The following is a 19,220-nucleotide window of genomic DNA, read 5'->3' on the forward strand; positions in this document are numbered from 1 at the left end:
GTATATTCCTTTTCTAGCAGCAGAGGCTGTACGTAAACGTATATTAAAGTGAAGATTGTCTTTAATTAAAACTAGCAGGCTATTTAGTTGCCTGTAAAATCACAAACTTACTATTAGAAGCGACTAATTTCACATTCTTGTCACCATAAAGGCGCTTGAGTTTGCCATCATAACCAAGGTGGCGATTACCAATCACCTGCAGTTTTCCCCCTCTTTTAAGGACGCGTTTGGCGTCGCAAAACATCTGCCAAGCAATGTGATCCGTGATCGCTTGTTGTTGATGGAAAGGGGGGTTGCATAAAATCAGATCGGCGATCTCGCCAGCAAACCCGTCCAAACAGTTATTGGCAATATACTCAGCATCTACTGGCACTGTGACATTTTCTTGTAAATTGAGGCGAGCGGACTCAATGGCCATGTAGCTTTCATCCACCAAGGTTAACTTCGCCTTCGGGTTGAGCTGCGCGGCTTTGACGGATAACACCCCGTTACCGCAGCCTAAATCGATAATGTGCTTGAGGTTCTCATCTTGCGGGATGTGCTCGAGCATAAAACGCGCGCCCAAATCGAGACTCTCACCAGAATAGACGTTTGGCAAGTTGTTGAGTGTCATCTTGTGTTCTTCAACATTCCAACGAGTCACTGGGCTGATGTCATTCATTTGCGCGCAGTCTGCTTGGCAAAAAACGAGACGATGTTTTTTCCAAGCAAGGGAGGTTTTTGTGGTCCCTAGGTACTTTTCAAACAGTTTGAGGGTTGAGGTATGGATTTCTTTGGCTTTATTCACGGCGACCACTGGGACGTCTGGTGAGAGCGTTTTCCGCAATTGAGTTAACTGCCAAGTCAAATGACGGTTGTTTTTGGGAAGTTGAAATAACACCAAATTGGTCTCTACTGGAATTGCGTCTAGCGTTGTCAGTAGCTTTACTTCACGGCATTGATTTCGTTGTAAATTTTCTTTTGTCCCTTGCTGAGAGATAAAAGAATCGCTCATCATAGTGACTTGGTGTTGAGCAGAAAACCAGCATGATAGAGCGCCGAAGTGATCGTTCAGGATAAGAATATTCTGTGGGGTGTCTAAGGCCAACTCTTCCACATAATTGATCAAGTATTCATCGCCCGCGTCCCATGCTTGCAGGGGTTCATTGGCTTTGTTTGGGTATCTGAATAGGGTGAGTTGTCGGTCAAAGAGATTGAGTTCGGTTTTCATACAATGGTGTTTGTTTCATTGAGTTTTAACGATATTCTCGCAGAAGGATAGCAAACAAGATAGGCACAGCTAGCAAAAAACACTCAGGGATCTTCGTCTAAGTAGTGAGACATTGTTAGAATGAAGGCTGTTATTTAAGTGTGTGTAAGAAATTTCACGTTGGTTCGACTTATACTTTTTAAGTCGGTGAGTAGAGAGGGTTTGAATATGATTCAAGAAATCATAGAGACAAAATTACACAATACATTTGAACCTAGTCACTTGAGTGTGGTGAATGAGAGCTACATGCACAATGTACCACCGGGTTCGGAAAGTCACTTCAAGGTGATTGTGGTGAGCGATCTTTTTGAAGGTAAAAGATTGATCGCCAGACATCGTTTAGTGAATCAAGCATTGGCGAATGAGCTGGAAAATAACATCCACGCTTTGGCGATTCATACCTATACTGATCAGGAATGGAAGCTACAGCGAGATGGCGCGCCAGATAGCCCAATGTGTATGGGTGGTACCAGCCACTGAGCAATTTCTAACCTGAAGTGTTAAATTTTCAGTTATTCTATTCAAAAAGATGGTCAAGCCATCTTTTTTTCTATGTGTACAAAACCGACAAACTGCGTGACAAATTTGGTTAAGAAATGCGTTAACACTGTTTCAACAAATGAACAGAATGAATGGGATGTTTCAAACTATGAATCTCACCTATTCATCTGGCACGATGGTTTTGGGCCATTTGTGCGACGTGTCAAAGTTATGAACAATAGTTAGCCTATATCTATCAATTCTTTCCAAATAATACGGCTAATGCGTTTATTGGTCATGGCATCGCGTTTGGAAAAGATGCTAAACTATCGCACCTGATAAATCTCTCCACTAAACTGTGAAGCGATTTTTAATAGGATGTTGCGATTTTGGCGTTTAAAACATCGCCAAAACCGGACACTGATGTCGTGTCTAAAAGTTACGCAATCATAAAGAATCTTTTTCCCGATAAAAGTAGTGCAAGTGCGTATGATTACAATAAAGAAGGGTTTGGACCTTCCTATCGCAGGAGCTCCTTCCCAGGTGATTAATGATGGTAAATCCATCACAAAAGTCGCCTTGCTTGGCGAAGAGTACGTTGGCATGCGTCCTACGATGCATGTTCGCGTTGGTGATGAAGTGAAGAAAGCCCAAGTTCTTTTTGAAGACAAAAAGAACCCTGGCGTGAAATTTACTTCTCCAGTGAGTGGTAAAGTTATCGAAGTGAATCGTGGCGCGAAGCGTGTACTTCAATCTGTAGTGATTGAAGCGGCAGGCGACGAGCAAGTGACCTTTGATAAGTTTGAAGCCTCTCAACTAGCAGGTCTTGATCGCGAAGTGATCAAAACTCAGTTGGTTGAATCTGGCCTTTGGACCGCTCTGCGTACTCGTCCGTTCAGCAAGGTTCCAGCAATTGAATCGACAACTAAAGCGATTTTCGTTACCGCAATGGATACTAATCCATTGGCAGCGAAGCCAGAGTTGATAATCAATGAACAAGCGGAAGCGTTTGTTGCTGGTTTGGATGTGCTTTCAGCCCTAACAGAAGAGAAGGTTTACGTTTGTAAATCTGGTACGAGCTTACCTCGTTCTTCTCACTCTAATGTGGAAGAGCACGTATTTGACGGCCCACACCCAGCTGGTCTAGCGGGTACCCACATGCATTTCCTATACCCAGTGAATGCAAACAACGTGGCATGGAGCATCAACTACCAAGACGTGATTGCGTTTGGTCAGTTGTTCCTAACTGGTGAACTTTTCACTGACCGTGTTGTTTCTCTTGCGGGTCCTGTTGTGAATAACCCTCGTCTAGTTCGTACCATCATGGGTGCAAGCTTGGATGAGCTAACCGACAGCGAAATGATGCCAGGCGAAGTTCGTGTGATTTCTGGTTCAGTACTGACTGGTACTCATGCCACAGGTCCTCACGCTTACTTGGGTCGTTACCACCTGCAGGTTTCTGTTCTGCGTGAAGGTCGTGACAAAGAACTGTTTGGCTGGGCTACGCCTGGTAAGAACAAGTTCTCTGTAACCCGTTCTTTCCTTGGTCACTTGTTTAAAGGTCAGTTGTTCAATATGACAACCACCACAAACGGTAGTGATCGTGCAATGGTTCCAATCGGTAACTACGAGCGTGTAGTGCCTCTTGATATGGAACCGACTCTGCTGCTTCGCGATCTATGTGCAGGCGATACTGACAGTGCTCAAGCACTGGGTGCGCTAGAACTGGATGAAGAAGATCTAGCATTGTGTACCTTTGTATGCCCAGGTAAATACGAGTACGGTCAACTGCTGCGTGACTGCCTGAATACAATTGAGAAGGAAGGGTAAGTTTCATGGGCCTTAAGAAGTTTCTTGAAGACATCGAACACCACTTTGAACCAGGCGGCAAACACGAAAAATGGTTTGCTCTGTACGAAGCTGCGGCAACGCTATTCTACACGCCAGGTTTGGTGACGAAAAAGAGCTCACACGTTCGTGATAGCGTAGACCTAAAACGCATCATGATCATGGTTTGGTTTGCAGTGTTCCCAGCAATGTTCTGGGGTATGTACAACGCTGGTGGCCAAGCTATCGCGGCTCTAAACCACATGTACGCTGGTGATCAACTGGCGCAAATCATTGCAGGTAACTGGCACTACTGGCTAACCGAGATGCTGGGCGGAACGATTTCTGCTGACGCAAGCTGGGGTAGTAAGATGTTGCTAGGTGCAACCTACTTCCTACCAATCTACGCAACGGTATTCCTCGTTGGTGGTTTCTGGGAAGTGCTATTCTGTATGGTGCGTAAGCACGAAGTTAACGAAGGTTTCTTCGTAACCTCGATACTTTTCGCATTGATCGTTCCTCCAACGCTACCTCTATGGCAAGCAGCGCTAGGTATTACCTTTGGTGTTGTGGTTGCTAAAGAGATCTTTGGTGGTACTGGTCGTAACTTCCTGAACCCAGCGTTAGCAGGTCGTGCTTTCCTATTCTTCGCTTACCCAGCACAAATCTCGGGTGACGTAGTGTGGACAGCAGCAGACGGCTTCTCTGGTGCAACTGCGCTAAGCCAGTGGGCTCAAGGCGGCAACAGTGCACTAGTAAACACAGTGACTGGCGCGCCAATCACGTGGCTAGACGCGTTCATCGGTAACATCCCAGGTTCAATCGGCGAAGTTTCTACGCTTGCACTGCTTATCGGTGCAGCAATGATCGTTTACATGCGAATCGCATCTTGGCGCATCATTGCCGGCGTAATGATCGGTATGATCGTGGTATCGACACTGTTCAATGTGATCGGTTCTGATACTAACGCAATGTTCAGCATGCCATGGCACTGGCACCTAGTTTTAGGTGGTTTTGCATTCGGTATGTTCTTCATGGCAACCGACCCAGTATCGGCTTCATTTACCAACAAAGGTAAGTGGTGGTACGGCATTCTTATCGGTGCAATGTGTGTCATGATTCGTGTTGTTAACCCAGCATACCCAGAAGGTATGATGCTGGCGATTCTATTCGCGAACCTGTTTGCACCACTGTTTGACCATCTAGTGGTTGAGAAGAACATCAAGCGGAGACAAGCACGCTATGGCAAGTAATGACAGCATTAAAAAGACGCTGGGTGTTGTTGTCGGGTTGAGCCTTGTTTGTTCAATCATCGTATCAACAGCAGCAGTCGGTCTGCGTGACCAGCAAAAAGCTAACGCTGTTTTGGATAAGCAATCCAAGATCATCGAAGTAGCTGGTATCGACAGCAAAGGTAAGAAAGTACCAGAGCTTTTTGCTCAGTACATCGAACCACGTCTGGTTGATTTCGCAACAGGCGACTTTGTTGATGGTAATGCAGCAACGTATGACCAACGCAAAGCCGCGAAAGATCCTGCACAGTCTATCAAACTGACCGCTGAGCAAGATGACGCGAAAATTCTACGTCGTGCAAATACAGGTGTTGTGTACCTTGTGAAAAATGGCGACAGCATTTCTAAGATCATTCTACCGGTTCACGGTAACGGTCTTTGGTCAATGATGTACGCTTTCGTTGCGGTTGAAACCGACGGTAACACAGTATCAGGTATCACCTACTACGAGCAGGGTGAAACTCCGGGATTGGGTGGTGAAGTTGAAAACCCATCTTGGCGTGCACAGTTTGTCGGCAAGAAACTGTTTGACGAAAACCACAAACCAGCTATCAAGGTAGTGAAAGGTGGTGCGCCAGTTGGTTCTGAGCATGGTGTTGACGGCCTGTCAGGTGCGACACTAACTAGTAACGGTGTTCAACACACATTTGACTTCTGGTTAGGTGATATGGGCTTTGGTCCATTCCTAGCAAAAGTTCGTGACGGAGGCCTGAACTAATGTCTAGTGCACAAAACATTAAAAAGAGCATTCTTGCGCCAGTATTGGATAACAACCCAATCGCGCTACAAGTTCTTGGTGTATGTTCTGCGCTTGCAGTAACTACCAAACTAGAAACAGCGTTTGTTATGACACTAGCGGTAACGTTTGTAACTGCATTGTCTAACTTCTTTGTTTCTTTAATCCGTAACCACATTCCTAACAGTGTGCGTATCATCGTTCAAATGGCGATCATCGCATCTCTAGTAATCGTGGTAGACCAGATCTTGAAAGCTTACTTGTACGATATCTCTAAACAGCTATCGGTATTCGTAGGTCTTATCATTACTAACTGTATCGTAATGGGCCGTGCAGAAGCGTTCGCGATGAAATCTGCACCCGTTCCATCACTGATCGACGGTATTGGTAACGGTCTTGGTTATGGTTTTGTTCTTATTACTGTGGGCTTCTTCCGTGAACTATTCGGTAGCGGTAAGTTGTTTGGTATGGAAGTACTACCACTAGTGAACAATGGTGGTTGGTATCAGCCAAATGGTCTGATGCTTCTAGCGCCATCTGCATTCTTCCTAATTGGCTTCATGATTTGGGCGATCCGTACGTTCAAACCAGAGCAAGTAGAAGCGAAGGAGTAAGGGCAACATGGAACATTACATCAGTCTGTTAATTAAATCGATTTTCATCGAGAACATGGCTCTGTCTTTCTTCTTGGGTATGTGTACCTTCTTGGCGGTATCTAAGAAAGTAAAGACCTCTTTCGGTCTAGGTGTTGCGGTAGTTGTGGTATTGACCATCGCCGTACCAGTAAACAACTTGGTTTACAACCTAGTACTTAAAGAAAACGCGCTGGTCGAAGGCGTGGATCTGAGCTTCCTAAACTTCATCACCTTTATCGGTGTAATTGCGGCACTTGTACAGATTCTAGAGATGATTCTTGACCGTTTCTTCCCGCCTTTGTACAACGCGCTAGGCATCTTCCTACCGTTGATCACAGTTAACTGTGCCATCTTCGGTGGTGTATCTTTCATGGTACAACGTGATTACAACTTCGCTGAATCTGTAGTCTACGGTTTCGGTGCAGGTGTGGGTTGGATGCTCGCGATCGTGGCCCTTGCAGGTATCCGTGAGAAGATGAAGTACTCAGATGTACCTCCTGGTCTACGTGGTTTAGGTATTACCTTTATCACTGTAGGTTTGATGGCGTTAGGCTTTATGTCTTTCTCTGGTGTTCAACTGTAAGTCGGGTAAACCGCAACAATTAAGGAATAGTCAATGGACATTATTCTTGGTGTCGTGATGTTTACTCTGATCGTACTGGCTCTAGTACTAGTGATTCTTTTCGCTAAGTCTAAGCTTGTACCAACAGGTGACATTACAATTTCTATCAACGGCGACGCAGATAAGTCGATCGTTACTTCTCCAGGTGGCAAGCTACTAAGCGCGTTAGCTGGTGCAGGTGTATTCGTTTCTTCTGCTTGTGGTGGCGGTGGCTCTTGTGGTCAGTGTCGCGTAAAAGTGAAGAGCGGTGGTGGTGATATCCTTCCAACTGAGTTGGATCACATCACTAAAGGTGAAGCGCGTGAAGGTGAGCGTCTAGCGTGTCAAGTGGCTGTGAAAACAGACATGGATATCGAGCTACCAGAAGAAATCTTCGGCGTTAAAAAGTGGGAATGTACGGTTATCTCTAACGATAACAAAGCAACATTCATTAAAGAGCTTAAGCTACAAATTCCAGATGGCGAATCAGTACCTTTCCGTGCTGGTGGTTACATCCAGATTGAAGCACCAGCTCACCACGTTAAATACGCAGATTTCGACGTACCAGAAGAGTACCGCGGTGACTGGGACAAGTTTAACCTGTTCCGTTACGAGTCTATCGTAAAAGAAGACATCATCCGTGCATACTCAATGGCGAACTACCCTGAAGAGTTCGGCATCATCATGCTAAACGTACGTATCGCGACTCCGCCGCCAAATAACCCAGACGTAGCACCGGGTCAGATGTCTTCTTACATCTGGTCACTAAAAGAAGGTGACAAGTGTACGATTTCTGGTCCGTTTGGTGAGTTCTTCGCGAAAGACACTGATGCAGAAATGGTCTTCATCGGTGGTGGTGCAGGTATGGCTCCTATGCGTTCTCATATCTTTGACCAACTTAAGCGTTTGAAGTCTAAGCGTAAGATGTCTTACTGGTACGGCGCGCGTTCTAAGCGTGAAATGTTCTACGTAGAAGATTTCGATGGCCTAGCGGCTGAGAATGATAACTTCGTATGGCACTGTGCACTGTCTGATCCGCTTCCAGAAGATAACTGGGATGGTTACACAGGCTTCATCCACAATGTGCTTTACGAAAACTATCTGCGTGATCACGACGCACCAGAAGATTGTGAATACTACATGTGTGGTCCACCGATGATGAACGCGGCTGTTATCGGCATGCTGAAAAATCTCGGTGTAGAAGATGAAAACATCCTACTGGATGACTTCGGTGGTTAATTTCATCTAACCCATTGAAACTATGGCTGGCTCGTAGGAGCCAGCCATTCTTTTTTTCCTCGCTATTCTTTTTTGAATAGTGCGCCAAATGGCCATAGAAAATCGGTGTATTAACCGTGAACCTATTTTCCATATCCATTTAATAACAATAGGAGTTTAACAAGTGAAAAAGTGGCTTGTTGCTTTTGCTTCTCTATTGGTGCTTGCTGGTTGCGAAAAGCCCGCAGAGCAGGTACATCTTAGCGGCCCAACGATGGGCACGACATACAATATCAAATACATCGCTCAAGAAGGTTCGCCAAAACCAGACGTGCTTCAGCAAGAGATCGATCGCTTGTTAGAAGAAGTTAACGACCAGATGTCAACGTACCGAAAAACCTCTGAATTGAGCCGTTTTAATCAGTCTCGTGATTCTGCGCCGTTTGCGGTTTCACAACAAACGGCCACCGTTGTTAAGGAAGCGATTCGTCTCAATCATTTGACCTTGGGGGCATTGGATGTCACCGTTGGGCCTTTGGTTAACCTGTGGGGATTTGGTCCTGAAGCGCGTCGTGATATGGTGCCGAGTGCTGAGGATTTAGCTGAGCGTAAAGCACAAACAGGCATTGAGCATTTGTCGGTTGTCGATAACACGTTGATCAAAACCTTGCCTAATCTCTATGTGGATCTGTCGACGATCGCGAAAGGTTGGGGCGTTGATGTGGTTGCAGACTATATTCAATCTCAAGGTGTACAAAACTACATGGTCGAAATCGGCGGTGAAATTCGCTTAAAAGGGGTTAACCGTGAGGGTGTGCCTTGGCGTATCGCGATTGAAAAACCGTCGATAGAAGAGCGCGCTATCCAAGATATTATCGAACCGGGCGATATGGCGATCGCGACTTCTGGTGATTACCGTAACTACTTTGAGCGTGATGGTATTCGTTATTCTCACATCATTAATCCAAAAACAGGCATGCCAATTAACCATAAAGTGGTTTCTGTCACCGTGTTAGACAAATCCTCGATGACAGCAGATGGTCTTGCAACCGGTCTAATGGTGTTGGGCGAAGAAAAAGGCATTGAGATCGCTAATCAAAATGGCATCCCAGTGCTAATGATCGTGAAAACAGATGATGGCTTTACAGAAATCGCTTCTGATGCGTATAAGCCATATTTGAAGAATCAATAAGTGATATAGGTTTGTTGATATGAGTACATTTCTAATTACCTTTGGTGTGTTTGTTGCCGTGATTGCCGCGATGGCAGTGGGCTACATCTTCCAGAAAAAGGTGGTGAAGGGAAGTTGTGGCGGTTTGGGGGCTGTTGGCATTGAAAAAGTGTGTAACTGCCCTGAACCCTGTGATGCGCGTAAAAAACGCGAAGCACGTGAAGCCGCGCGAGCGGAAAAATTGGCTCAGTGGGACAAAGACCGCATCGCTTAAAATGAAAAACGCCCGCATCGGGCGTTTTCTTTATCGGCTAACTATTTGGTTTCGCCCGTTGGCTTTGGCTTGGTACAAGTAGCCGTCGGCTTCTTTGATTTGATTTTCGAGCTCATCTTGCAAAGAGGCTACACCAATACTGATGGTAATATGAATGTTGTGCTCTTTGTGTGTAATGGTGGTTTTTTCGACCCGCTGCCTCATGTGCTCTAAGCGAGTGACAAAGTCGTCGTAACTTTGACAGGATTGAATACAAAACTCTTCGCCACCAAATCGCACCACCACTTCATTGGGGAAGTAAATTTTTAGAATGTTAGCGACAGTCTTTAAGGCGATATCGCCACCATCATGGCCATAGGTATCATTCACTTTTTTGAAATGGTCGATATCAAGCATCGCAATATGGCGCAACTCACAGCCTTTGCACTCTTGTCCAAAGAGATAGCGCCGATTCCAGAGCCCAGTGAGTGCGTCTTGGTTCGCCATACGATAGAGCTCATTCGTTGCTTCTTTCATGTCAAGTATTTGATGGACACGGCAGAAAAACTCTTCCTGATTAAAGGGCTTATAGAGAAAGTCATTCGCGCCTGCTTTCAAGAAACGTGCAGTCATCGTTCGATCGTCGCTGCCAGACAGTCCCAAAATGGCCAACTTGTTCTTATCGGTATGTACGCGAATTTCACGAATCATGGTGATGCCGTCTTTTTCTGGCATGTCGTGGTCGGTGATCACAAACGTCACTTCGGGATGTTGTTTCAGGACCTCGAGCGCTTGAGTGCCATTTTCCGCTTCCAGTGCTTCTATATATTGGTGTTCCAGTAACTGTGTAATGTGTTTTCTCACCACTTTGGAATCGTCAACCACCAATGCTTTATGCTGACGGTTGTTAGTGAGGCGTTTAATTAGAGGCAACAGGTAAGAAACTGACGCCATACTGTCTTTCAAAATGTAATCCAAAACCCCTTTGGCAAGCACTTTAGAGCGAATCTCTTCGCTAAACATGGCTGTTAGGACGATCACTTTTTGCTGGTGATGTAACGCAAGATCAATCACTTCACCATCTTGACCGTCTGGCAGACAGTAATCCAAAACGGCGCAAAGAAACTCGTGATTTTCTGCAAGGAAAGTTTGCGCTTCAGCTAAATTCTCTGCCGCAAAAACGTCATATCCCGCTTGGGAGAGTTGTTGCTGGAGGTAATTACGAAAGGCTCGGCTATCTTCTACAACTAGTATTTTATTACCCAAGGAAGAGGCCTCCGGACCATTATTAACAACTAACATAAATAATATGTAGGACTAACAAAGTTGCCACAAATAAGCGATTTTTTTGTTTGCTAATTGGGCTGAATCTCAAAATAACGACATGCATACGGATTCATTAGTGGCGATAGAGAGCGATTGAGAATGTCCCATTTGTCTGTATACTGTGTTTTTATCCAGTTATTAATTGTGTTGTTGTATGTCTACGCAAATGCGAAAAATCATCCATATCGATATGGACTGCTTCTATGCCGCAGTAGAGATGCGTGATAACCCAAATTTCCGCGGTCGACCTCTGGCGGTTGGAGGGCACGAAAAGCAGCGTGGGGTCATCAGTACCTGTAATTATGAAGCGCGTAAGTTTGGCGTGAGAAGTGCGATGCCAACCGCACAAGCGCTTAAACTGTGTCCTAGTTTGCTGGTTGTGCCTGGGCGAATGCAGGTATACAAAGAGGTTTCAACGCACATTCGCAGTATATTCTCACGTTACACTCACTTGATTGAGCCACTCTCGCTTGATGAAGCGTATTTAGATGTAACGGATTCCACGCAATGTCATGGCTCGGCAACCTTAATTGCCGAAGCGATTCGTCGTGACATTTGGAATGAGCTGCAACTCACGGCCTCGGCAGGCGTTGCTCCGATTAAATTTCTCGCCAAAGTGGCCTCGGACATGAACAAACCGAATGGCCAGTTTGTGATTCCACCAGAGCAAGTTCAGAGTGTGATTGATACTTTGCCTTTACAAAAAATCCCGGGGGTTGGCAAAGTGAGTTTAGAGAAGTTGAACCAAGCGGGTTTGTACGTTTGCCAAGATGTGAAAAACAGTGATTATCGTCAGTTACTCAAGCGATTTGGTCGTTTAGGGGCGTCGCTATGGCAGCGCAGCCATGGTATTGATGAGCGAGAGGTGATCGTCGAGCGAGAACGGAAATCAGTTGGAGTCGAACGCACTTTTACGCAAAACATTGTGACTTATGAACAATGTTGGCAAGTGATCGAAGAGAAATTGTTTCCCGAGCTGGCCATTCGTTTAGAAAAAGCCAATCCTGAAAAAGCGATCATTAAGCAAGGGATCAAAATGAAATTCGCCGACTTTCAATTGACGACGATAGAGCATGTTCACCATGAGCTCGAACTGGCCTATTTCCGCGAATTGTTGCAGGACATTCTTCAACGTCAAAAGGGGCGTGAAATTCGCTTACTAGGGCTTAGTGTGATGCTTAAGCCAGAAGAGCAAGCCCGGCAACTCAGCTTGCTCTAATCGCTTTGTGTTGTTGTTTCCCTAGGTTTGATTAGCGTCGTTTACTGACACACGCGAGTACTTCTCCATAAGGTGCGCGTTCCAACTGCGCAAATCCCTTCAACTTTTTCGCTTTTAGTTGAGTGAGCTTAGGTGTGCTGATCCCACAAAGGAAGCGCGTGATGAGCTCTGCACTCAGCGGCTGTGAGGTTTGACTCTTCAACTGAGCAATCCATTCATCAAGCGCTTGCTGAGGAATGTCCGTCAGCATTTCTTTAGGAAGAGTGGCTTGCTGCCCTCGGCATGCTGAGCAGTGGCCACATTGCTGTGGTGCGTTATGATCAGAAAAGTAGCGCGCGAGCTTATGACTGAGGCAGTCACCTGATTCAAAAAAGTGGAGCATATGATGAATCCGTTCGACATCACTTTGCTCTTTGTTTTTGAAGAGATGATAAATCTGTTCGGTGAGATCTTCTGTGGAATACTCAATCGGCTTTACCGCAAACACGTCCGTCATTTGCTTACTTTCCAGTTCTATCCAGCCTTGTTGATGAAGGTAATCTAGCGCAGCCACACAACGTGATCGTTCGGCATGATAGCGATGCCAAAGTGCCTCGAAATCGGTTTGACACCAGACCCTAGCTTGTGGAGAACAATCAAAAACAGCCTGCAAAAAGGCGCCTCGTTCACCCTGAAAACGCTGCACAATTTCACTGGCAGGACGAAGAAACTTGAAACGATACTCGGCAAAATAGGCGTACATGGGTTCGATCAGGCCAGCCATTTCGAGGTATACCAATAGTGTCTTTAGTGGCAGTTGGCGAATGTTGGTATCGTTAGAAAGGCGGGCGATAATCACCTCCCATCGTTCACCAGAGGCTTGTATTTGTTGGATCACCGAGCTGATGTCATCTCGTTCAGGCGTATCGCCATAAATGAAATTTTCCAGTGTGCTTAACCCACTTTGATTGGCCAAGACGATGCAATCGGACTTCTGGCCATCACGACCGGCTCGACCGATTTCTTGGGCGTAGTTTTCAATCGATTTGGGTAAGTCAAAATGGATCACTCGGCGAATGTTGGCTTTATCTACCCCCATTCCAAAAGCGATGGTTGCCACGATACAGTCCACTTGGCCTTGCATAAACTGCGTTTGGATCGTGCTGCGCAACTCGTTAGCCAATCCTGCGTGATAGGCTGAAGCGCGTATGCCTTCGTCTTGCAGTAGGGTAGCAACTTGGCTTGCGGTCTGTTGCAACGTGACATAGACAATGGTTGGGGCGTTAGGGGCTTGTTGTACTATTTTCAGCAGTGCGTCAGCTTTGTCTTCATTGCGACAAGGGGTCACGTGGAGATCAAGATTGGCGCGATAAAACCCGGTGACAACCACATTGTCCTTGTTGATGGAAAATTTGCGTTGCATGTCTGCTATCACATTTTCAGTTGCAGTGGCGGTCAGCAGCAGAACTTGTGGAATGTTTAATGCCGCTTGATAGCTCGGAAGTTTGAGGTAATCCGGGCGGAAATTATGCCCCCACTCAGAAATACAGTGCGCCTCGTCGACCACGAGCAGTGAAATCGGTACTTGGGCGATGAACTGTCGGAAACGTTCGTTCTTGAGGCGCTCGACAGAGATCATCAGTATTTTTATTTCCCCGGTATTGACCGCTTGCATAATCGTCTGAGTTTGTTCTTTGCTTTGGCCTGATTCGATGGCTGCGGCCGCAATACCTTTGCTATGCAGAAAAGCCAACTGATCTTTCATTAAGGCAATGAGCGGTGAGACCACCAGCGTTAAGTGGGGGAGGTGTAAAGCGGGTAACTGATAACAAAGAGATTTACCTGAGCCGGTTGTGAAAATGGCGGCCGCAGAATGGCCAGACAGTACCGCATCGACGACTTGTTGTTGGCCTTGGCGTAATGTCTCAAAACCAAAGATATGGTGTAACGTATCGCGAATGTCGTGTTGCATCGTTGGGATGGCTCTTGCTCGGGAAATCAGAGTGCTATCATACCGAGAAAGTCCGTTTTTCTCACCTTCAGATGAGGTGAAAAAGTATGATGTTTCGCGTGTCTAAGCCCAATGACGGTAGTTTGTTCGTGTGAAAAGAGACGAATAACAAGACGAGAGTTGTGACAATTTACTGACAAAAAACACATCACCAACTGTTATAGTTCGGCAAAAAACAATTAAGGGAAAGTCATGAAAAAGCTGGCCATCTTTCTTCCACTGGTTGTGACCACTTCGGTTCATGCAGCGCAGTGTCGTGTCGATATCAAAAATGAAGTCCGCCTAGATGGTGAAGTCTTGGAAATTCATCAAACCAACGGCGACAAAGCCGTTGTGGATGCGAGCAACAATCTTTACATCCATGGCGAGAAAATCGAGCTCAACGGTGATCAACAAGCGGCCATTGAAGAGTATCGCGAAAACCTTAATGCCTATCTGCCAAGAGCGAAACAAGTGGCGGAAGAGAGCTTAGCGCTGGCGAACGACATCATTGATGATATTGCCGTTAGCCTTGATGCACCCAACGCATTTGATAACGTAAAAACGGCGGTAAAAGATTTTTTTACCGATGTTGAATCTCGTTATTACAAAGATGGTGATTTGATTTTACCTGCAGATAGCTTTGCGTCTATGACGGAGTCTTGGCAGGATGACTTCCAACGAGCGCAAGAGATCTTCAACAAAGAGTTTATCAGCAGTGCGTTTGACGCGATGTCGAGCAAAATGAAGCAAGAAGGCGGTTTGAATCTGTCTGCGATGTCGCAGAGCATGACGGAGTTGAAGCAGAAAGTGCAAGAGCGTTTGCAGCAGCACAGCAAAGAAATTGAACAACAAACTCAGGATTTTTGTGATTCGTTAGACGATATGGCCGTGCAAGAGCAAGACTTGCTGAAGAAGATACCGGAGTTAAAAAACTATCAGGTATTTACCATCTAATTTCGTAACAAAGAGAGCACCCGTCGTGGTGCTCTCTGGTTTTACAGACATTTGTGTTTAGCGGGCATTCATTTGCGTTAGTTTATCTCCCACAGGTTTGGAGAAATTGAAACCATCATGCTCATCCCAGTTGATTGACCAAGTCATCACACCACCAAAATTCGGGTAGTTGAACGCCGGCCGCACCGTGGTGCATTTTGTGCCTAATGTTAAACAATCGAGTGCATCTAGGATATTTTGAGTCGGCGCTTGGCCAGAGTTCGCTGAACTTGGCCCTGAAGGAAGGCCAATGGCTACCTGGTCGTCGCGAAGCGGCTCAAAACGAGTGCCATCGGCGAGTTCAAAGCCTTCGATCAACATCTTAGATTGTGCAACCATCATATCGACAGAGCCTTCAGGAGCGGCGCCCGGTAGGTAAGGGTTGGGTAATCCGCCATTGTTGTAGAGCTGGACATGAAGTAAGTCGAGTGTGCTGCGAGTGGCGTTAATGACCGGAATGTAGGCTCCCCAAATTCCGCTGTAGGCCACCATACCGCCTTGAACGTAAGGATGTTCTGGTGCCATGGTGAGGTACATGTCGCCACCAATATTTTGTTCAATTTGCAGTAGAGCTCTGCCCAATCTTGCCTGAATTTGCGAACCGTGGACAAGGTTTGAGCCACTTTCTAGATCCACATCGAGTCCATCAAATCCCCATTCTTTGATCAGCGCGGTTAAGCTAGAAACAAAATTCGCTTCATCTTGACCGGTATTCAGAGTAATGGTGCCTTCTGCTCCGCCAAGGGAAAGCACAAACTTTTTACCTTGCGCTTGCAGTGCCGCCATATCTTGTTTGAACTGGACCGGATCAAGCGGCGCACAGCTGCTGTAAATATCCCCTGAGTAAAGGTTGAAGTGGACCGTACCATTGCTGTTGCGATCGTTTTCAGCAAAAGCAATATCAATCACATCCCATGTGTTTGACATGTCTGCGAGACGTATCGGACAGCCAGCCCCATTCACAAAGTTGTGCCAGTAGCCAATCAGTTTGTGGCGTTTTTCCGACTGTTCAACCACCTTGATTACTGCCGCTTCCGAGAGTGCTTGATTACCCGCTAAGTCGACCGCTTGAGCACTGACGGTAAAGTTACCGATCGCCGCAGGTGTCCAAGAGACAGAGTACGGAGCGCTATTGTCGGTTGCAATCACACTGCCGTTGACGACAAAGTCGACTTGTTTGATCGCGGAAGTGAGGGAGGTCGCGTCGGCACTTAGGGTCACGTTTTTACCCAAACCAACCGTTTGACCAGCCGTTGGTGAAGTGAGCGTGACGACAAGCGCTTGATCACTGACCGTGACATTGACCACCGACTCACTCACGTTATTGTCATTGTCGGTTGCGATCGCTTTTAGCTGATTGGCCCCAACGAAAGTTGCACTCCAAGTCTGTACGTAGGGAGGCTGAGTCACCACACCTAAGCTCGAGTTATTCGCGAAAAACTCGACTTGGGTGACGCTGCCATCTGCGTCACTGGCATCGGCGCTGAGGGTTAGGTTACTGCCTGCGAGTACCACCGCACCGTCATTCGGTGAGGTGATGGTAATTTGCGGTGGGGTTGAGCACGCGCCCAATCCACTCCAAGCATCTTGCCAGTATTGGCCTACGCCAGGCTCGTAAGCCCAAGCGGCATCAGAAGAACACCAGCCTGCGACATCGCAACGGTATTTCTGATTGAGATTGGAGACCAACGTACCCGCTTCGTAGCGCGTGCCAGCCAGATAAGGAACCGCATCCGCGCAGCCACCAGAATGGCTGCCACTGACAACCAATGAGACGTTTTGGCTCATGGTGGTTAAATTGGCATCATCGGTCGCTTGTGCTTTGAATGTATGGGTGCCCGCAACCGCATTCCAGAGGTACTCGTAAGGCGCGTTGGTATCTACAAAGACCGATTGATTATCGACGAAGAACTCCACTTGCGTCACGATGCCATCGCTGTCTGCCGCTTGAGCGCTCACTACTAAGCGGTCTTTATCGCTCAGTGTTTCACTTCCGGTTGGGCTGGTCAGAGAAATCGTTGGTGGCGCAAGCTCTCCTTGAGGCAACACGCTGATGTTGACGTTGGTGGACTGGATTGCCCCTTCATTGTCCGTGGCAATGGCCGTTAATTGAGAGGTACCTTTTACCGCTGTCCATGGGGTTTCAAATGGTGCTTGTGTGACCACCGCAATCAATTGTGTTCCTGCAAGAAACTCGACTTGGTTAACTTGGCCATCTTCATCGCTGGCATTCGCCAACAAAGTGATGCTCGCGCCTTCAGGAATTTCTGCATTATTGGTTGGAGAAGAGAAGGTGATGCTTGGTGGTAGATTACCTCCGCCGTTGTCACATTGCCCAAGAGATTTCCATGCCTCCCAAGGGCCAGAGTTCGTGACAGGATCATTGCCTTGAGTCCAGTAGGCGGCTTCGAATGCTTGGTTCTCTTTTTGAACTTGACTACCGGATGTGTAGATCTCGCTGCTATTCCATGTCGCTAGGCTTTGGCAGTTATAAGCCTGCGCTTGATAGCTGACGCCAAGCGCACTGATCAGCGCGCTTGATAACAAAGTGACTCTCATTTTTCTCTCCATTAATAAAAATATCTCAAGAGTAATAAGTAGCCAAGTTGGAGCGTTTTGCAGGCTAAATTGCTGATTAAATGATATTTACTCCCTCGATATCACGTACAGTTCACTGATGTAACAGCACTCGACATGAATTTTTCGGCGCACTTCAAGGTGTTCTATGGAAAGTAAAGCTGGTGTGTATGCCAAATTTTACGATGTGATTGTCTGATATTTTTGTTAAGTGTCGAGTTATTGACCAGTTGAAGATTGTTATGCCAAACATGTTTCTGTATTGTACTAGCTAACTAGTTCACAAGTGCAGTTAGGTCGTATGTCACAGCAAACAACTTCTCAACCGAGGGAACATTTTGGTTCTCGATTAGGCTTTATTCTAGCGGCAGCGGGTGCGGCTGTTGGCTTAGGGAATATTTGGGGCTTCCCGACACAAGCCGCCTCAAATGGTGGTGGTGCTTTTCTTTTAGTTTATTTAGTCATGATTTTGATCGTTGCTTTTCCAATGCTGGTGGTGGAGATGGCGATTGGTCGTCATGGGCAAGCGAACCCCGTCGATAGTATGCGCGCACTCACCAGTCACCCTGTGGGTAAAAAAGTTGGTGGGCTGGTTGGTTGGATTGGTCTTAGCGTGCCAAGTGCCGTGTTGGCATTTTATTCGATTGTCGGCGGTTGGATCATCTGCTTCATGCTAGGCGCAATCACAGACTTGCTCGGCATGGAAGCGGCGACTGCATGGTTCAAAGGATTCAGTGTTGAGCGCAACCTTTTCGGTACGATTACTTTTTATGTGCTCACTATTTTGATCGTTCAAGGTGGCGTGAAACAAGGTATTGAAAAGTGGTCAACCCGCTTAATGCCAGCTCTGTTTGTGCTCTTTGCTGTGCTGTTTGTCTATATCATGACGCAAAATGGCGCGATGGAAGGGCTAAAACACTATCTAGTGCCAGATTTCGATAAGGTGTGGGATAGAAAATTGATTCTGGCGGCAATGGGACAAGGTTTCTTCTCGTTAACCATTGGTGGCTGCTCAATGCTGATCTACGGTTCGTACCTTAGCAAAAAAGAGAACTTACCGAAGATGGCCATGAATGTCACATTGGTGGATACTGCCGTGGCCTTTATTGCCGGTTTGGTTGTGCTTCCCGCGATGTTTGTTGCGATGCAAAAAGGGGTGCAAATCTATGCGGAAGATGGCTCTTTACTGAGCTCAGACACGCTGGTGTTTACCGTGCTACCACTGATGTTTGATAGCTTGGGGCTTCTCGGCCAGGTATTTGCCGTGGTGTTTTTCTTGCTGCTGACGATTGCCGCACTCACTTCTTCAATCTCCATGTTGGAGTGCCCGGTTGCGCTTGTGGGCGAACGTTTTAATACCAAACGCAGTACCACGAGTTGGGTTCTGGGTGGCCTCATTGCATTGTTCAGCGTGGTGATTGTGTACAACTTCGGCGCGCTGTTTGGACTGGTGGCAACCGTCGCTACACAATATCTGCAGCCAACGGCCGCTTTGCTGTTCTGCTTGTTTGGTGGTTGGGTGTGGAGTCGTCACAGCAAAATCAAAGAGCTTGAGCAGGGCAACCCTGAGTTCACCTTGGGTTGGTTTGGTAAAGTTTGGCCTTCGTATGTGAAGTTCGTTTGTCCGGTGCTGGTGGCAACGGTGATTTGGGCTTCCTTTGGTTAACGCCA

16 protein-coding genes are annotated in these 19,220 nt (G+C 46.6%); 12 read left to right on the plus strand and 4 right to left on the minus strand.

What is annotated here, in order from left to right:
* Nucleotides 1–79: 79 nt before the first annotated feature.
* The gene (locus tag AOT11_RS10695; protein ID WP_017420224.1) at nucleotides 80–1,210 is read right to left on the minus strand and encodes a methyltransferase; all 1,131 of its coding nucleotides are present in this window, start codon (nucleotides 1,208–1,210) and stop codon (nucleotides 80–82) included.
* A gap of 207 nt (nucleotides 1,211–1,417) precedes the next feature.
* Here AOT11_RS10695 and AOT11_RS10700 point away from each other — a divergent pair, with 207 nt between their 5' ends.
* From AOT11_RS10700 to nqrM, 9 genes are all read left to right on the plus strand, one after another.
* Complete coding sequence (locus tag AOT11_RS10700; RefSeq protein WP_026060778.1) at nucleotides 1,418–1,729, plus strand: BolA family protein; 312 nt, start codon at nucleotides 1,418–1,420, stop codon at nucleotides 1,727–1,729.
* A 489-nt stretch (nucleotides 1,730–2,218) separates the two neighbouring features.
* Nucleotides 2,219–3,559 carry a Na(+)-translocating NADH-quinone reductase subunit A gene (locus AOT11_RS10705; protein ID WP_026060777.1) on the plus strand — a complete coding sequence of 447 codons (1,341 nt, stop codon included), beginning with the start codon at nucleotides 2,219–2,221 and terminating at the stop codon, nucleotides 3,557–3,559.
* Nucleotides 3,560–3,564: 5 nt separating this feature from the next.
* Nucleotides 3,565–4,809, plus strand: a complete 1,245-nt coding sequence (locus tag AOT11_RS10710; RefSeq protein ID WP_011079728.1) for an NADH:ubiquinone reductase (Na(+)-transporting) subunit B — start codon at nucleotides 3,565–3,567, stop codon at nucleotides 4,807–4,809.
* Entirely contained in the window at nucleotides 4,799–5,566 is a 768-nt protein-coding gene (locus AOT11_RS10715; protein ID WP_011079729.1) for a Na(+)-translocating NADH-quinone reductase subunit C, read from the plus strand. The genes AOT11_RS10710 and AOT11_RS10715 overlap by 11 nt, the downstream gene beginning before the upstream one ends.
* Nucleotides 5,566–6,198, plus strand: a complete 633-nt coding sequence (locus AOT11_RS10720) for an NADH:ubiquinone reductase (Na(+)-transporting) subunit D (protein ID WP_011079730.1) — start codon at nucleotides 5,566–5,568, stop codon at nucleotides 6,196–6,198. Before AOT11_RS10715 ends, AOT11_RS10720 begins: the two co-directional genes overlap by 1 nt.
* Before the next feature lie 7 nt (nucleotides 6,199–6,205).
* Nucleotides 6,206–6,802: an NADH:ubiquinone reductase (Na(+)-transporting) subunit E gene (nqrE, locus tag AOT11_RS10725; protein WP_011079731.1), complete on the plus strand. Its 597-nt coding sequence runs from the start codon at nucleotides 6,206–6,208 to the stop codon at nucleotides 6,800–6,802.
* A gap of 33 nt (nucleotides 6,803–6,835) precedes the next feature.
* On the plus strand, nucleotides 6,836–8,059 hold the full coding sequence (gene nqrF, locus AOT11_RS10730; RefSeq protein ID WP_011079732.1) for an NADH:ubiquinone reductase (Na(+)-transporting) subunit F: 1,224 nt from the start codon (nucleotides 6,836–6,838) through the stop codon (nucleotides 8,057–8,059).
* 163 nt (nucleotides 8,060–8,222) lie between these two features.
* Nucleotides 8,223–9,230, plus strand: coding sequence for an FAD:protein FMN transferase (locus AOT11_RS10735; RefSeq protein WP_017420222.1), 1,008 nt, complete (start codon nucleotides 8,223–8,225; stop codon nucleotides 9,228–9,230).
* 19 nt (nucleotides 9,231–9,249) lie between these two features.
* A complete protein-coding gene (gene nqrM, locus AOT11_RS10740; protein ID WP_011079734.1) occupies nucleotides 9,250–9,483 on the plus strand; it encodes a (Na+)-NQR maturation NqrM in 234 nt (77 codons plus the stop codon).
* Between the two features lie 30 nt (nucleotides 9,484–9,513).
* Here the strand turns inward: nqrM and AOT11_RS10745 are convergent, their stop codons facing one another.
* Nucleotides 9,514–10,728, minus strand: coding sequence for a response regulator (locus AOT11_RS10745; RefSeq protein WP_026060776.1), 1,215 nt, complete (start codon nucleotides 10,726–10,728; stop codon nucleotides 9,514–9,516).
* A gap of 214 nt (nucleotides 10,729–10,942) precedes the next feature.
* Between AOT11_RS10745 and dinB the strand changes: the two genes are divergently transcribed.
* A complete protein-coding gene (gene dinB / locus AOT11_RS10750; protein ID WP_026060775.1) occupies nucleotides 10,943–12,007 on the plus strand; it encodes a DNA polymerase IV in 1,065 nt (354 codons plus the stop codon).
* A 31-nt stretch (nucleotides 12,008–12,038) separates the two neighbouring features.
* Here dinB and AOT11_RS10755 read toward each other — a convergent pair whose 3' ends face one another.
* Nucleotides 12,039–13,958, minus strand: coding sequence for a RecQ family ATP-dependent DNA helicase (locus AOT11_RS10755; protein ID WP_026060774.1), 1,920 nt, complete (start codon nucleotides 13,956–13,958; stop codon nucleotides 12,039–12,041).
* Nucleotides 13,959–14,189: 231 nt separating this feature from the next.
* On the opposite strand from AOT11_RS10755, the gene AOT11_RS10760 reads away from it, so the two are divergent.
* Nucleotides 14,190–14,933, plus strand: coding sequence for a YggN family protein (locus tag AOT11_RS10760; protein WP_017420219.1), 744 nt, complete (start codon nucleotides 14,190–14,192; stop codon nucleotides 14,931–14,933).
* 57 nt (nucleotides 14,934–14,990) lie between these two features.
* Here AOT11_RS10760 and AOT11_RS10765 read toward each other — a convergent pair whose 3' ends face one another.
* Nucleotides 14,991–17,531: an Ig-like domain-containing protein gene (locus AOT11_RS10765; protein WP_026060773.1), complete on the minus strand. Its 2,541-nt coding sequence runs from the start codon at nucleotides 17,529–17,531 to the stop codon at nucleotides 14,991–14,993.
* Between the two features lie 319 nt (nucleotides 17,532–17,850).
* Here AOT11_RS10765 and AOT11_RS10770 point away from each other — a divergent pair, with 319 nt between their 5' ends.
* Nucleotides 17,851–19,215 (plus strand): sodium-dependent transporter, encoded by a 1,365-nt coding sequence (locus AOT11_RS10770; RefSeq protein ID WP_026060772.1) that lies wholly within the window; start codon nucleotides 17,851–17,853, stop codon nucleotides 19,213–19,215.
* The last annotated feature ends 5 nt before the right edge of the window (nucleotides 19,216–19,220 follow it).

This window comes from Vibrio vulnificus NBRC 15645 = ATCC 27562 (assembly GCF_002224265.1).
Taxonomy (GTDB): Bacteria; Pseudomonadota; Gammaproteobacteria; order Enterobacterales; family Vibrionaceae; genus Vibrio; species Vibrio vulnificus.

What these genes read in the sequence shown, in the direction of transcription:
- AOT11_RS10695 (WP_017420224.1), bottom strand. Translation starts at nt 1,210, where the DNA reads ATGAAAACCGAACTCAATCTCTTTGACCGACAACTCACCCTATTCAGA.
- AOT11_RS10715 (WP_011079729.1), top strand. Translation starts at nt 4,799, where the DNA reads ATGGCAAGTAATGACAGCATTAAAAAGACGCTGGGTGTTGTTGTCGGG.
- AOT11_RS10765 (WP_026060773.1), bottom strand. Translation starts at nt 17,531, where the DNA reads ATGAGAGTCACTTTGTTATCAAGCGCGCTGATCAGTGCGCTTGGCGTC.
- AOT11_RS10710 (WP_011079728.1), top strand. Translation starts at nt 3,565, where the DNA reads ATGGGCCTTAAGAAGTTTCTTGAAGACATCGAACACCACTTTGAACCA.
- AOT11_RS10720 (WP_011079730.1), top strand. Translation starts at nt 5,566, where the DNA reads ATGTCTAGTGCACAAAACATTAAAAAGAGCATTCTTGCGCCAGTATTG.
- AOT11_RS10700 (WP_026060778.1), top strand. Translation starts at nt 1,418, where the DNA reads ATGATTCAAGAAATCATAGAGACAAAATTACACAATACATTTGAACCT.
- nqrM (WP_011079734.1), top strand. Translation starts at nt 9,250, where the DNA reads ATGAGTACATTTCTAATTACCTTTGGTGTGTTTGTTGCCGTGATTGCC.
- nqrF (WP_011079732.1), top strand. Translation starts at nt 6,836, where the DNA reads ATGGACATTATTCTTGGTGTCGTGATGTTTACTCTGATCGTACTGGCT.
- dinB (WP_026060775.1), top strand. Translation starts at nt 10,943, where the DNA reads ATGTCTACGCAAATGCGAAAAATCATCCATATCGATATGGACTGCTTC.
- AOT11_RS10770 (WP_026060772.1), top strand. Translation starts at nt 17,851, where the DNA reads ATGTCACAGCAAACAACTTCTCAACCGAGGGAACATTTTGGTTCTCGA.
- AOT11_RS10755 (WP_026060774.1), bottom strand. Translation starts at nt 13,958, where the DNA reads ATGCAACACGACATTCGCGATACGTTACACCATATCTTTGGTTTTGAG.
- AOT11_RS10705 (WP_026060777.1), top strand. Translation starts at nt 2,219, where the DNA reads ATGATTACAATAAAGAAGGGTTTGGACCTTCCTATCGCAGGAGCTCCT.
- AOT11_RS10760 (WP_017420219.1), top strand. Translation starts at nt 14,190, where the DNA reads ATGAAAAAGCTGGCCATCTTTCTTCCACTGGTTGTGACCACTTCGGTT.
- nqrE (WP_011079731.1), top strand. Translation starts at nt 6,206, where the DNA reads ATGGAACATTACATCAGTCTGTTAATTAAATCGATTTTCATCGAGAAC.